Annotated in this window: 17 protein-coding genes; 3 read left to right on the forward strand and 14 right to left on the reverse strand. The window is 67.0% G+C overall.

All coding sequences use genetic code 11. The annotated features are described in order from the left end of the window. Positions 1-4: 4 nt before the first annotated feature. The 6 genes from tolB to ruvB all read right to left on the reverse strand — a co-directional run bounded on the left by tolB (position 5) and on the right by ruvB (position 5,774). Positions 5-1,327: a Tol-Pal system beta propeller repeat protein TolB gene (gene tolB / locus ASF25_RS02190; RefSeq protein ID WP_082478747.1), complete on the reverse strand. Its 1,323-nt coding sequence runs from the start codon at positions 1,325-1,327 to the stop codon at positions 5-7. Positions 1,328-1,456: 129 nt separating this feature from the next. Beyond that, on the reverse strand, positions 1,457-2,815 hold the full coding sequence (tolA, locus tag ASF25_RS02195) for a cell envelope integrity protein TolA (RefSeq protein WP_244472866.1): 1,359 nt from the start codon (positions 2,813-2,815) through the stop codon (positions 1,457-1,459). Between the two features lie 13 nt (positions 2,816-2,828). After that, on the reverse strand, positions 2,829-3,275 hold the full coding sequence (locus ASF25_RS02200; protein ID WP_056263490.1) for a biopolymer transporter ExbD: 447 nt from the start codon (positions 3,273-3,275) through the stop codon (positions 2,829-2,831). Positions 3,276-3,299: 24 nt separating this feature from the next. Continuing rightward, complete coding sequence (tolQ, locus tag ASF25_RS02205) at positions 3,300-4,016, reverse strand: protein TolQ (RefSeq protein ID WP_056089202.1); 717 nt, start codon at positions 4,014-4,016, stop codon at positions 3,300-3,302. Between the two features lie 190 nt (positions 4,017-4,206). After that, positions 4,207-4,650, reverse strand: a complete 444-nt coding sequence (gene ybgC, locus ASF25_RS02210; protein WP_056166494.1) for a tol-pal system-associated acyl-CoA thioesterase — start codon at positions 4,648-4,650, stop codon at positions 4,207-4,209. A gap of 38 nt (positions 4,651-4,688) precedes the next feature. Then, the gene (gene ruvB, locus ASF25_RS02215; protein WP_200918674.1) at positions 4,689-5,774 is read right to left on the reverse strand and encodes a Holliday junction branch migration DNA helicase RuvB; all 1,086 of its coding nucleotides are present in this window, start codon (positions 5,772-5,774) and stop codon (positions 4,689-4,691) included. Between the two features lie 125 nt (positions 5,775-5,899). On the opposite strand from ruvB, the gene ASF25_RS02220 reads away from it, so the two are divergent. Beyond that, positions 5,900-6,484 (forward strand): Uma2 family endonuclease, encoded by a 585-nt coding sequence (locus ASF25_RS02220; protein ID WP_056302988.1) that lies wholly within the window; start codon positions 5,900-5,902, stop codon positions 6,482-6,484. Between the two features lie 41 nt (positions 6,485-6,525). Here the strand turns inward: ASF25_RS02220 and bfr are convergent, their stop codons facing one another. The 3 genes from bfr to ruvA all read right to left on the reverse strand — a co-directional run bounded on the left by bfr (position 6,526) and on the right by ruvA (position 8,212). Next, the gene (bfr, locus tag ASF25_RS02225; protein WP_056166488.1) at positions 6,526-7,023 is read right to left on the reverse strand and encodes a bacterioferritin; all 498 of its coding nucleotides are present in this window, start codon (positions 7,021-7,023) and stop codon (positions 6,526-6,528) included. Between the two features lie 62 nt (positions 7,024-7,085). Continuing rightward, positions 7,086-7,355: a (2Fe-2S)-binding protein gene (locus tag ASF25_RS02230; protein WP_056302990.1), complete on the reverse strand. Its 270-nt coding sequence runs from the start codon at positions 7,353-7,355 to the stop codon at positions 7,086-7,088. 239 nt (positions 7,356-7,594) lie between these two features. Beyond that, positions 7,595-8,212 (reverse strand): Holliday junction branch migration protein RuvA, encoded by a 618-nt coding sequence (gene ruvA / locus ASF25_RS02235; RefSeq protein ID WP_056166485.1) that lies wholly within the window; start codon positions 8,210-8,212, stop codon positions 7,595-7,597. A 74-nt stretch (positions 8,213-8,286) separates the two neighbouring features. On the opposite strand from ruvA, the gene ASF25_RS02240 reads away from it, so the two are divergent. After that, positions 8,287-8,952: a YceI family protein gene (locus tag ASF25_RS02240; protein WP_082478748.1), complete on the forward strand. Its 666-nt coding sequence runs from the start codon at positions 8,287-8,289 to the stop codon at positions 8,950-8,952. Between the two features lie 39 nt (positions 8,953-8,991). On the opposite strand, the gene ASF25_RS02245 is transcribed toward ASF25_RS02240, so the two are convergent. From ASF25_RS02245 to ASF25_RS23335, 4 genes are all read right to left on the reverse strand, one after another. Further along, on the reverse strand, positions 8,992-9,567 hold the full coding sequence (locus ASF25_RS02245; protein WP_056263484.1) for a PilZ domain-containing protein: 576 nt from the start codon (positions 9,565-9,567) through the stop codon (positions 8,992-8,994). 156 nt (positions 9,568-9,723) lie between these two features. Then, positions 9,724-10,293: a crossover junction endodeoxyribonuclease RuvC gene (gene ruvC, locus ASF25_RS02250; protein ID WP_056263481.1), complete on the reverse strand. Its 570-nt coding sequence runs from the start codon at positions 10,291-10,293 to the stop codon at positions 9,724-9,726. Between the two features lie 203 nt (positions 10,294-10,496). Next, the gene (locus ASF25_RS02255; protein ID WP_056166474.1) at positions 10,497-11,537 is read right to left on the reverse strand and encodes a glutamine synthetase beta-grasp domain-containing protein; all 1,041 of its coding nucleotides are present in this window, start codon (positions 11,535-11,537) and stop codon (positions 10,497-10,499) included. A gap of 277 nt (positions 11,538-11,814) precedes the next feature. Next, complete coding sequence (locus ASF25_RS23335) at positions 11,815-11,976, reverse strand: hypothetical protein (protein ID WP_156368827.1); 162 nt, start codon at positions 11,974-11,976, stop codon at positions 11,815-11,817. Between the two features lie 29 nt (positions 11,977-12,005). Between ASF25_RS23335 and ASF25_RS22480 the strand changes: the two genes are divergently transcribed. Continuing rightward, positions 12,006-12,197, forward strand: coding sequence for a DUF2735 domain-containing protein (locus tag ASF25_RS22480; protein ID WP_056166471.1), 192 nt, complete (start codon positions 12,006-12,008; stop codon positions 12,195-12,197). A 37-nt stretch (positions 12,198-12,234) separates the two neighbouring features. Here ASF25_RS22480 and ASF25_RS02265 read toward each other — a convergent pair whose 3' ends face one another. Continuing rightward, positions 12,235-13,179, reverse strand: a complete 945-nt coding sequence (locus tag ASF25_RS02265) for a glutaminase (RefSeq protein WP_280137317.1) — start codon at positions 13,177-13,179, stop codon at positions 12,235-12,237. Between the last annotated feature and the right edge of the window lie 17 nt (positions 13,180-13,196).

Consider the following 13,196-nt stretch of genomic DNA (forward strand, 5'->3'; position numbering starts at 1 on the left):
GGTCCTACTTGCCCGCCAGCAGCGGCGACCACGTCGGATCGGACGCGTAGGACGGCGTCGGCACCGGTTGCTCCACCTTGCCGGTGATGTCGACCATGTAGAGCTTGCCGCCGCCCTGGCCGCCGGGATCGCGGAAGAACAGCACGTACTGACCGTTGGGCGCGAAGGTCGGGCCCTCGTTGTGGAAGCCTTCCGTGAGCACGCGCTCGCCCGAGCCGTCCGGCTTCATCACGCAGATGGCGAAGCCGCCCTTGCGCTGGCGGGTGAAGGCGATGAGGTCGCCCCGTGGCGACCAGGCCGGCTGCGACGCCGAACCTTCGCCGAACGAGATCCGGGTCGGGTTTCCGCCCGTGGCGCTCATGACGTAGACCTGCTGCGAGCCGCCGCGATCGGATTCGAAGACGATCTGGCTGCCGTCCGGCGAGAAGGTCGGCGAGGTGTCGATGGCGTTGCCGTTGGTGATCGGCGTCTGTGCCTTGGAGCCGAGATCCATCACCACGATGTCGGCGTTGCCACCCTCCTGAACGCTCATGACCAAGCGTCGGCCGTCGGGCGAGAAGCGCGGGCTCGTGCTCATGGAGCCGGCCTTGCCCACCGCCTGGCGGCTGCCGGTTTCGAGGTTGATCACCTGGATGCGCGGCGGCTGGCCCGTCGCCTGGGTCATGAAGGCGATGTCCTGGGTCGCGGGCGAGTAGCGCGGGGCCACCACGGCCGTGTCGCCGTTGGTCAGCGCACGCACGTTGGCGCCGTCCTGATCCATGACCATCAGGCGCTTGCGGCGGTTCTCCTTCGAGCCGGACTCGTCCACGAAGGCGATGCGGCTGTCGAACCAGGGGCCGAGGCCGGTGATCTTGGTGTAGACCGCGTCCGAGATCAGGTGCCCCGTGCGCCGGGCATTGGCGGTGTCGGCGCCGTATTGCTGGCCCGTCATCTGCTGGCCCGAAGTCACGTCCCACAGGCGGAACTCGACCTTGAGCTTGCCCGAGGGATCGCGCGAGACCCGGCCCGTCACCAGGGCCTGCACGCCGGCCGTGCGCCACTTGTCGAAGCCCGGCACCGCATCGAAGCCGGGGCTCTCGGGAAACTTCGCTTTTTCGACGGGCACGAAATACCCGGAGCGGCGCAGATTGTTCGTCACAACGCTGGAGACGAGGAGTCCGAGGCTCGGATCGCCGGAGAAGTCGGTCACCGCGATGGGCATCGGCTGGAACGCGCCGCCGCCGATGCGCAGGTTGAGCTGCGCGCGCGCCGGCCCGGTCAAGCCGAACAGCACGAACGCCAGGGCGGCGAGGAGGGGCGCCAGGCGCGGAAGCGGGATTGAGAGCATGGGGATGTCCGAAGTTCTGGGAGTGTCTGTCCGGGGCGGCGCCGGGACCGCCATGCGCGAGGGCGATGTCGCGCGGGCGGGCTCACGGCACCGAGGAACGGCCCGGATCGGCGGATGGAGGCCGGCGCATCAGACCCGCGAAAACTCGAATTCCGCGTTGATCGCCTTCCAGTCGTTGTAATACGGCGCGTACTGGGCGGGGATCTTGTAGGGCGCACAGCGGCGCACGGCACGCTGGGCCGCCTCCGCGATGGAGCGATCGACGGCGTTGGCACCGCCGCGCATGATCTTGGGTTCCGTCGTCAGGCCGCCGTCCGGATTCAGGCGGATGTCGAGCATCGGCAGGATCACGCCCTGCGCCGCACCGGGGGGGGCGACGTAGCAACGCTCGATCTGTTGCTGGAGCATGCCGACGAGGGCCTCGCGCAGGGACGGCGACAAGCGCTGCGAATTGCCCGAGGCCGCCCCGAGGGAGGCCGTGCGCTGCACGTCGCGGCCGGTGGCGCCGGTGGATTGCGACGGCGCCTTGGAGGCCAGCAGTTGGCGAATATCGCCGGCGCTGAACTTTTCGGCGAGCTCGGCCTGCTTCTTCGCCTTGGCCTCGGCATCGGCCTTGCCCTTCGCATCCGCCAAGGCTTTGGCTTTCGCCTTGGCGGCGGCCTCCGCTTTGGCCTTCGCGGCCGCGTCCGCCTTGGCCGCTGCCTCGGCTTCAGCCTTCGCCTCGGCAACTTCCTTCTGGTGCTCGGCTTCGGCCTTCTTCGCTTCGGCCTTCGCCTTGGCTTCGGCTTCCGCCTTCTCGGCCTTGGCCTCCGCTTCGGCGCGGGCCTTGGCCTCGGCCTTCCTGGCTTTGGCGGCTTCGGCCTTGGCTGCCTCCGCCTTGGCGGCGGCGGCGGCCTCGGCCTCTTCCTTCTCGATGAGCTGGGCGAGTTGCTCGCGCTTCACGGCGGCCGCCTTCGCCTCCGCCTTGGCGGTCGCGGCGGCTTTCGCTTCGGCGGCGGCTTTTGCCTCCGCCGCAGCCTCGGCCTTGGCGGCGCGGGCGGCTTCGGCCTTGGCCGCTTCCGCCTTCGCGGCCTTCGCCTCCGCAGCCTTGGCTTCGGCAGCCTTGGCTTCTGCCGCCTTGGCCTCTTTGTCGGGGTCGGGCTCGTTGACGCGCAGCGGCATCTCCTCGGCGCTCGCGACCTTCATGTCGGCGGGGCGCTTCGGGGGGGCCGGGGCATCGACCTTGGCGTTCTCGGGCTCGCGTTCCTCGGCCTTGTCCGCCTTGCGGTCGGCCCGCGGCTTGGCGTCCGGCTGGGGCTTGTCGGCGTCGGTCTCGCCCTTGGTGAGCTCGGAATATTGCTGCTCGGTCATCACCTCGACGGGCACGCCCTCCTGCGCATCGGGCAAGGCCGGGGCCGCGACGGTGAGCATCGCCGCCGTCAGCACGGCGACGTGAACCCCCGCCGAGATCCACATGCCCGGTTCGTTGCGCTTGAAGGGAAGCTTCACGACTGCGCGCCCGCTACTTCTGATCGGGCTCGGTGACGAGGGCGACCTTCTTGAAGCCGCCGCCGGTCACGATCGCCATCACCTGGGCGACCCGGCCGTAATCGACCCGCTTGTCGCCGCGCACGAAGACGCGCTCCTCGAAGCCGGACTTCGAGGCCTCGGTGAGCTTGGGGACGATGCTGTCGTCGCCGAGTTCGTCCTCGCCGAGGAACACCTGTCCGGTCTGGCGGATGGAGAGCGTCACCGGCTTGGTGTCGGAGTTGAGCGGGCTCGCCTTGGATTGCGGCAGGTCCAGGGGCACGCCGACTGTCATCATCGGCGCCGCCACCATGAACACGATGAGCAGCACGAGGACGACGTCGATGAACGGCGTCATGTTGATCTCGTTGATGGCGCCCTGGCGCCGGCCGCGCCGCCGCCGTCCGCCCCCGCCCTGTGCCGCGCCGTGGGCCATGCCCATGATCGTCCCTCGGTTCTGCTGGGGTCAGGCGACGAGCGACAGGCGCTCGTCGATCTGGCGGGAAAGGATGGCCGAGAACTCGTCGGCGAAGCCCTCGAGCCGCGACTGCTGCTTCGATACCGTCGATTGCAGCTTGTTGTAGGCGAGCACGGCGGGGATGGCCGCGAACAGCCCGATGGCGGTGGCGAACAGGGCCTCGGCGATGCCGGGCGCCACCACGGCGAGCGAGGTGTTCTTCGACGCAGCGATGGAGGTGAACGCCGTCATGATGCCCCAGACCGTGCCGAACAGGCCGATATACGGGCCGGCCGAGCCGATGGAGGCGAGGAACAGCAGGCGCGATTCGAGACGCTCGACCTCGCGCTGGATGGTGACGTCGAGGACCTTGTCGATGCGCTGGGACAGGCTCTGGATCTGGCGGCCGGAGCCCTCGAACGAGCGCTTCCACTCGCGCATGGCGGCCACGAACAGGGCGCCCTGCCCGACGGCCGGCTTGTCGTTGAACGAGCGGTAGAGCTCCTCGAGGGAACGCCCGGACCAGAACGCCTCCTCGAAGGCATCCATCTCGGCCTTGGTCCGGCGGAACAGCAGGGTCTTGTCGACGATGATCGACCAGCACCAGACTGAGGCGCCCAGCAGACCCACCATCACGACCTTGACCACGAAATGGGCCTGCAGGAACAGGCCCAGCAGGGTCATGTCGGGGGCCGGCATGGCCTGCATGGCATCGGCTGGGTTCATGACACGATCCTTGAAAAACCCCAGGGCGGGACTGCCGCCGGACCGGTGGCCGGTCGTCGCGCGTCAACCGGAACCTTGAGGTATTTCAACGCTCAATGGTCCGCGAATCTGTCGAAAGTAAGGGCCGTGCCGCGCCGTGGTTGCGGTGCGACCGTGCCCTTGCGTCAGACAGTTTAAGCGCCCGTCAGGGTTAAGGATTGGTTGAGGAAGCAGGTCCGGCTGCACGACCGAATGCCGCGCGCAGTCCGTCCGGCAGCCGGATCGCGCGGGCGTCCCGCACGCAGGCCACCACCACTTCGGCCGTGACCAGGAGATCGTCCCCGCGTCGGACCTCTTGGGCCAGATGCATGGAGGCGCCCTTCATGGCGGCGGTCCAGGTCCGCACGTCGAGGAGGTCGTCCATCCGCGCGGGCCGCGCGAAGTCGAGAACCATCCGGCGCACGACGAAGTGCAGGCCGGCGGCATCCCGGTGCAGGTCCGACTGATCGCCCGCCAGAATCCGCAACAGTTCCGTGCGCCCGCGCTCCATGAAGCGCAGATAGCTCGCGTGATAGACGAAGCCGGAGAAATCGGTGTCCTCGTAATAGACCCGCACGGGCAGGCGATGGACGCCGGAGAGATCGATTTCGCTCAAGGGGCGGGTCTCCTGTGACGACGCGCGAAGCGGCTCTTTCACGCCTCCGGATCTGCGGGAAACAAGCCGAACTGCGAGCCCGGATCGCGGCGGGGCTCGGGGAAGCCCATGTGGCGGAACGCGTGCGGCGTCAGCATGCGCCCGCGCGGGGTTCGCTGCACGAAACCCTTCTGGATCAGATAGGGCTCGATGATGTCCTCGATGGCGTCGCGCGGCTCGGACAGGGCTGCCGCGATGGTCTCGATGCCCACGGGGCCGCCGTTGAAGGATTTGGCGATCATCGTCAGGTATTTGCGGTCCATGACGTCGAGGCCGGCGGGGTCGACGTCGAGGAGCTGCAGCGCCCTGTCGGCGATGGCCCGCGTCACGGTGGGCGCGTCGGCCACGATGGCGAAGTCGCGCACGCGCCGCAGCAGGCGTCCGGCGATGCGGGGCGTGCCGCGTGCGCGCTTGGCGATCTCGTTGGCGCCCTCCTCCGACATGCCGAGGCCGAGCACGCGGGCCCCGCGCCGGACGATGAGTTCGAGTTCGTCGACGTCGTAGAATTCGAGGCGGATCGGGATGCCGAAGCGGTCGCGCAAGGGGGTGGTCAGCAGGCCGGCGCGGGTCGTCGCCCCCACGAGGGTGAACTTCGGCAGTTCGATCTTCACCGAGCGCGCCGCCGGCCCCTCGCCGATGATGAGATCGAGCTGGTAATCCTCCATGGCGGGATAGAGGATCTCCTCCACCGCCGGGTTGAGGCGGTGGATCTCGTCGATGAAGAGCACGTCGCGCTCCTCCAGATTCGTCAGCTGGGCCGCGAGATCCCCCGCCTTGGCGATGACCGGCCCGGAGGTGGAGCGGAAATTCACCCCGAGCTCGCGCGCGACGATCTGCGCCAGGGTGGTCTTGCCCAGGCCCGGCGGGCCGACGAACAGCACGTGATCGAGGGCCGAACCGGTCTTCTTCGCCGATTCGATGAAGACGCTCATGTTGGCGCGCGCCGCGCGCTGGCCGATGAACTCGGCCAGACTCAAGGGGCGGATGGACGATTCGAGATCGTCCTCGCGGCGCTCGGGTGTGAGGAGCGAGTCCGGCAGCGGGTGGAGGGTCGGCGATTTCGGAGATTTGGGAAGCTTGCTCACACGGGCTCTCGGTGGGGCCCGGCGGGGCCTGGCGTCCGGCATCTGTTCTCCCGGCCGATGTCGCACACCGGCGCGGATCGCGCTACATTCGTGGCGTCGGCGGGTGGCCGCCAGGGAAGCGCACGATGGGCAACGCCTTCGCGAACTTCGAGATGATGGGTTTCGACGACTTCGAGGAGTTGCTGGCCGACAAGCCGCGCAACGAGCGCTGGGAGCTGATCGGCGGGCGCGTGGTCCGCATGATGGTCGGCGCACGCTGGGAGCACGGTCGGATCGTGCAGAACATCGCAAGCCACCTTCACCAGGGCTTTCGTGCGAAAGGCTCATCCTGCCAGACGTTTGCCGAGACGTTCTATCTAAAGAGCCGCCCCCTCGACGCCGCGTTGTTGCCTGACGTTCTCGTGGTCTGCGGCGGAATCCAAGCAGGCGCCACTTCGGTCGACAATCCCACGGTGCTGATCGAAGTGCTCTCCCCCGGCACCGAGGCACGCGACCGCCTTGAAAAGTGGCGAATCCACCAGCAGCTTCCGGCTCTGCAGCATTACGTCCTCGTGGCACGCGACCGACCGCACATCGAAGTTTACGACCGGGTCGGCGGGGCCTGGAACGGCTTTCGGGTCATCGATGGACTTGACGCGACGCTCGAACTCTTCGCGATCCAAGCGTTCCTGCCCTTGAGCGAAGCCTATTGGGGTGTTTTTGAGGCTTGAACAGGACCGCGGCGCCCTGGGCGCCGCGGCGTGTCGTCAGATCACTCGGCTTCCGGCGCGATGGCTTCCAGGCCGCCGATGTGCTTCTGCGCGTAGAGCGGCAGGCCGACCTGGGAGATCAGCTCGAGCTGGGTCTCCAAAAAGTCGATATGGCCTTCCTCGTCCTCGGCCAGATCCTCGAACAGGCGCTTCGACACCCGGTCGTTGATCGAATCGCAGTACTTGGCGGCCTCGAGATAGAGGGCGCGCGCCTCGGTCTCGGCGGCGAGATCACACTCGATGATCTCCTGCACGTTCTGGCCGATCCGCAGGGGATCGAGTTCCTGCAGGTTGGGAAAGCCGTCGAGGAACAGGATACGATCGACGAAGCGATCGGCATGCTGCATCTCTTCGATGGATTCCTTGCGCCAGAACTTGGCCAAGTCGATGTAGCCCCAGTCGTTGAGCATGCGGAAATGGAGCCAGTACTGGCTCACCGCCGTCAGTTCGCTGCGCAGCCCCCGATTGAGGTACTCGACGACCTTCGCATCACCCTTCATCCGCCCATTCTCCCTTGAGGCATATCAGTGCCGGAAGGGAACGTGGCGCCTCGCACAGGCGCTCAGGCGGCGATCCCTTCCTCCGCAGTTTGGAGCTTGACCAAACTACAGCCCGTTGCGCAAGTCGTCGAACACGCATGGCCGGCCTCCTCGAGGGCGGCTTGCAGGGTGTTCTGCATGATCGAGCGTATGGTGCGGGCGCAGCGCCCGCATTTCGGACTGCAGCCGAGGCAGGCCTGGACCTGGGCCGGCGTGCGGGGGCAATCCGGGCCGCGATGGAGGCAGGCACGGACCGCGTTGTCGGACAGGACGTTGCAGGAACAGACGATCATGCGGGACCGAAACTCGCGCTGGGCATCGTGCCGTTGGGGAGGGCGGCGGGAAAATCTCAACCCGGCCACCATGTTGGACGCTACATTAGAATTATTGGAAACTGCTTTGTTTTCAACACCTTAGTACTAGAAGGAAGATCTGGCAATTCCGGCGGCCATCGTCAAGCGGACAATTACGTTGCGCGCCAGCCATCTTTTCACGAGGTTTCGGTCCGGCCTCGGGCCTTCGCCACTCCGTCTCAGCGGGCAAGTTCGCGAAGGCCCAATCGAATCAAGGTCTTGGCCTCGGCGCCCTCGCCGGCGCCCGCCAGCACGGCCGCGATGGCGGCCGAGGCCTGAACCGGCGCGTAGCCGAGGTTGACCAGGGCCGAGACGGCATCGGCCACGGGCTGGGGCGCGGAGCGGTCCTGAACGGCACCGTTGAGGGCGATGACGGATGGATCGATGGGGGCGAAGGCCGGGGCCTTGTCCTTGAGTTCGGCCACCAGCCGGGCGGCGAGGCGCGGGCCGACGCCGGGCGCGCGGGCCACCGCCGTCTTGTCCCCGAGCGCAATGGCGGAGGCCAGGGCCTCCGGCTCCAGCACGGAGAGCAGGCCCAGCGCCACCTTCGAGCCGACGCCCTGCACGGTCTGGAGCAGGCGGAACCACTCGCGTTCCGGGTCCGAGCGGAATCCGTAGAGGCGGATCATGTCCTCGCGAACATGGGTGTCGATGGCGAGTTGCGCGGCCTCGCCGATGGCGGGCATCCGCTGCAGCGTGCGCGCCGAGCAATGCACCACGTAGCCGACGCCCTGGACATCGAGGATCACGAAATCCTCTCCGTAGGAATCCACGAGGCCCTTCAGCTTGCCGATCATGCGAAGTCTCTTATCAGAGGGGTCGGCGCGATGCCCGGGACAGGGCCGGGCGGCCGGGGAATTGGAGGGGCGACATGAAGCACGGATCCGTCATCATCGCTGTGCGAACGGGCCTGCGCGCCGTCGTGCTGCGCAGTACCACCGTTCTCGTCCTGGCGCTGCCGGGGCTCGCCCATGCGCAGGACCCGGCACCCCCTTCGCCGACCACCGACCCGACGCAGGTGCGACCGGGGGGCTACAAGCTCGATCCGGCCCACGGCAAGATCACGTGGTCCCTGAGCCATCTCGGCTTCTCGACCTATTACGGCCAGATCACCGACGTGGCGGCCGACGCGAGCCTCGACGCGAAGGCGCCGGAGAAGAGCCGCCTCAGCGTCACGGTGGGAACGCCCAGCATCACCGGCCTCAACGACCGGCTCGACACGCATCTGAAGAGCGCGGACTTCTTCGACACGCAGAAATTTCCGACCGCGACCTTCGTGAGCACGTCCGTGGAGCCCACGAGCCCGACCACGGCGCGGGTCAACGGCACCCTGACCCTGAAGGGCGTCGCCAAGCCGGTCTCGTTCGACGCCACGTTCAACCAGGCCGGGCTTCACCCCGTCGACAAGCTCTACACCGTCGGCTTCGACGGAAGGGCGGTGATCAAGCGCTCGGAGTTCGGCATCACCGCCTACCTGCCGATGGTGGGCGACGAGGTGACCCTGCGCCTGGAAGGCGAGTTCAAGGCCGTGCCCTGAATTTCGGCCGAACCGGGTACCGGACGAGGCCGGCAAGGCTCACAGGGTGATGTGCCGGTCGACGGCCTGGGGCGCGAACGCCCGGTCGAACACCGCACCGATGCCGTGGTCGAAATGGCGGGCGACGCGGGCCGCCGTCCGGCCGATGGTGATGGATGCGCCGATGTCGATCTGTGCATCGAGGGTGAAGGCGACGCCGGATGCCGAGACGTTGAGGAGCTTGGCCGGCAGGACCCGGCCATCGGTGAGCTCGATGGTCACGTCCGTTTCCAGGGGCGTCACGCGGGGATGGACGCGCACGGGGACGGGCGCCTCCTGTTGCTCGGACAGCTGGCGTAATTCGCGCGCGACGCTCGCCATAGCCTGCATTCGCGCGAGAACGCGCACGATGAAGGCCCGATCGCCGATACTCACCACGCGGGTTTCGACGGTGCCGATATGGCGGATGTTGCAGGTCAGTTCTTCGTCGACGAGGGGCTTTGTGGCGGAACGAAAACGAATGCCGTCCGGGGAGACGATATCCGTCACCGCATAGAACTCGGAGCGTCCCCGCCCCCAGCACAGGGCCGGAACGACCACCTTGTGATGATGGGGTTTTGCGTGCTGTTGGCTCATCGATCTCACTTGTGCCGCCCTCGGGCATCGTGGGATCGCGAGTCTTTCGATCGCTCTCGTGGGATAGGAAGAATTGTAGCAACTCTTCCCCAAGCCGGTCTTTTCTCCCCGGAATCACGATTCCCGACGCGATACGAACCGGACGGCGAACGGCGATCAACCCGCCTTGGCCAAGGCCGCGGCGATGCGGGAGGCCGCAAGCGCGCTCATGCCGGGCACGGGGGCATGCCGGCTCTTCAGGGCGTGCGAGGCGCGATGGTTGGCGTGGGTGACGGCGATGGCGAGGGCGTCGGCGGCATCCGCGGTCTTGAACTCGGCCTTCGGCATCAGGAACTTCACCATCGCCTGGATCTGGACCTTGTCGGCATGGCCGGCGCCGCAGACCGTCTTCTTCACGAGGTTGGCGGCGTATTCGGACACGGGCAGGCCGGCGAGCGCCGGCACCAGCAGGGCGACGGCGCGGGCATGGCCGAGCTTCAGCGTCGCCTGGGCGTCCTTGTTGACGAAGGTCTCCTCCACGGCGACCTCGTCGGGCGCGAAGCCCCGCACCACACGGGTGATGCCTTCGTGCAGTTCGCGCAAGCGCAGGGCCAGTGGAAGCTCACCGTCCGAGGTCACCACGCCGCAATCGACATAGGCGAGCTTCGTGCCCGTGACGGTGATCACGCCCCAGCCGGTGCGGCGCAGTCCGGGATCGATACCGAGGATGCGGACGGGAGCGGTCATTGCGTCGGAGCCCTGGGGCGCGGAGGGCGCCAGCGTCGAGCGTTAGGCACATACCGTGAACGAGGGGTTTCTCCAAACCCGGTCCGGCCGATCCATCGGCGCACGGCCGGCGCCCCTTCGAACATGGAAACGGCGCGACCCCGGTGAGGGCCGCGCCGTTCTCGGCATGAGGGACGGGAAAGGCGTCCCGGATCGGGCAGGCGTCAGGCGGCGGCGGAAACCCCGGCGGCCGTGGGCACGGAGGCAACGGTCTTCAGGATCTGCGACGCGATCTGGTAGGGGTCCCCCTGGCTGTTGGGACGGCGGTCCTCCAGGTAGCCCTTGTACGCGTTGTTGACGAAGCTGTGCGGCACGCGGATCGAGGCGCCGCGGTCGGCGACGCCGTAGCTGAACTCGTTGATGGCCGCGGTTTCGTGCTTGCCCGTCAGGCGCATGTGGTTGTCGGGGCCGTAGACGGCGATGTGGTCGTCGAGGTTGTCCTTGAAGGCGGCCATGAGCGCCTCGAAGTAGGCCTTGCCGCCCACGGTCCGCAGGTGCTCCGTCGAGAAGTTGGCATGCATGCCCGAGCCGTTCCAGTCGGTCGCACCCAGCGGCTTACAATGGTACTCGACGTCGATCTCGTAGCTCTCGCACAGGCGCTGGAGAATGTAGCGGGCGACCCACATCTCGTCGGCGGCCTTCTTGGAGCCTTTGCCGAAGATCTGGAACTCCCACTGGCCCTTGGCCACCTCGGCGTTGATGCCCTCGTGGTTGATGCCGGCGTCGAGGCAGAGGTCGAGGTGTTCCTCGACGATCTTGCGGGCGATGGAGCCGACTTCCTTGTAGCCGACGCCGCAATAGTACGGGCCCTGGGGCGCGGGGTAGCCGGCGGTGGGGAAGCCGAGCGGACGGCCGTCCTTGTAGAAGAAGTACTCCTGCTCGAAGCCGAACCAGGCGCCGTCGTCGTCCAGGATGGTGGCGCGCTTGTTGGAGGCGTGCGGGGTGACGCCGTCGGGCATCATCACTTCGCACATCACCAGGACGCCGTTCTTGCGGGTCGTGTCGGGGAAGTGGCGCACGGGCTTCAGCATGCAGTCGGAGGATCCGCCCTCGGCCTGCATGGTCGAGCTGCCGTCGAAGCCCCACATGGGAAGCTGCTCGAGGGTCGGGAAGCCGTCGAATTCCTTGATCTGCGTTTTGCCGCGCAGGTTGGGGACGGGCGTATAGCCGTCCAGCCAGATGTACTCGAGCTTGTACTTCGTCATCGTGAAGTCTCTCTTCCGTTCGCGGTGCGGACCACCGGCAAGCGCGGACCGTCGGCCGCCCCAGGGAACTGCCGCCCTCGCAAAAGCATTTGCTATGCCAATTCACGTTCGCAGCAACACGAGCGACGTGAAGCCCGCCCCGCCTTTGCTTCTCTCAGGGACGGGCAGCTTCTGCACAAATTTTATTCAGATTGCTGATTTATTCATCATACCGTGTCCATGCCATGTTCTTGGGCAATCATTCGCCAGTAACGCGAGCCGACAGGCCCGCGAAAATCTAGCCCGGACCCGCCGTGAACTTTGGGCGAACAATATTGCTCGCTGTTTTTGCAATCCTGCCGTTGCGCATATTTCCGGCAAACAATGCTTTTATTCGCGACAGGCCGCGCAATTCCGCGGCGAAGGAGCTATATTGCGGACAGTGATCGAGCGGCGCCACCAGCCTCGCTCCGAAGGAGATCCCATTCCATGACGCCCTCCGCCACCCGTGAAACCGCGAAGATCTATGCCTTCCCCGTCGGGGGACGCCTCGGAACGGAGCGCCGGGATTCTGGCCGCTCGCCTGTCGATGCCAAGCCGATGCAGTCGCCTGCCACGTACGTCGATTGCGGTTATCACGAAGCCGCGCTGCTGGATTCGGACCGTTCCCGCAAGGCCTGACCAGACACGGACCAGACCCGGACACCGTAGTGCCCGATCAGACGCCGAAGATCGACCAGCCGAGGCGCTTGGTGAGCGCTTCGAGGGCGATCCGGCCGAGGTGGGAATTGCCCGAGGCGTCGAGGCCGGGCGACCACACGGCGATGGAGGCACGCCCCGGCGCCACGGCCAGGATACCGCCGCCGACCCCGCTCTTGCCGGGCAGGCCGACGCGGTAGGCGAACTCGCCCGAACCGTCGTAATGCCCGCAGGTGAGCATCACCGCATTGATGCGGCGCGCCCGTTCGGCCGAAACGACGGAATGACCCGTCGAGGGTGTCCGCCCCGAATGCACGAGGAAGCGCCCCGCCGTGGCGAGCTGTCGGCAGGTCATGCTGATGGCGCAGTGATGGAAGTAGACGCCGAGGGTGAAATCCACTGGGTTGTCGAGGACGCCGAAGGATTTCATGTAATTGGCGAGCGCTACGTTGCGGAAACCCGTGCGTAGCTCGGAAGCCGCCACGGCCTCGTCGATGGCGATGCTCGGATCTTCGGCCAGGAACTGCATGAAACGCAGGATCTCGCCCAAGGCCTCCCGCGGCTGATGTCCCGACAGGATCACGTCGGTGACCGCGATGGCGCCCGCATTGATGAAGGGATTGCGCGGAATGCCACGCTCGCGCTCCAACTGGACGATGGAGTTGAACGGGCTGCCCGAAGGCTCGCGCCCGACCCGGCGCCACAGGCGGTCCCCGACCATGCCGAGGGCCAGGGTCAGGGTGAACACCTTCGAGATGCTCTGGATCGAGAACGCCACGTCGGCATCGCCGCCGGACGCGACGGTGCCGTCGGCATCGATGACGACGAGGCCGAAGGCGCCGGCGTCGACGCGGGCGAGTTCGGGAATGTAGGTCGCCATCTCGCCCCGGTCGGGCCGGACCCGCATCTCCTCGGCGATCTCCCGCACGACAGCGTGCAGGTCGGGGCTGGGCGTTTGCGGCACGGAGCGTCTCACGCGGG

The sequence above is a fragment of the Methylobacterium sp. Leaf100 genome (genome assembly GCF_001422845.1).
Classification (GTDB): domain Bacteria; phylum Pseudomonadota; class Alphaproteobacteria; order Rhizobiales; family Beijerinckiaceae; genus Methylobacterium.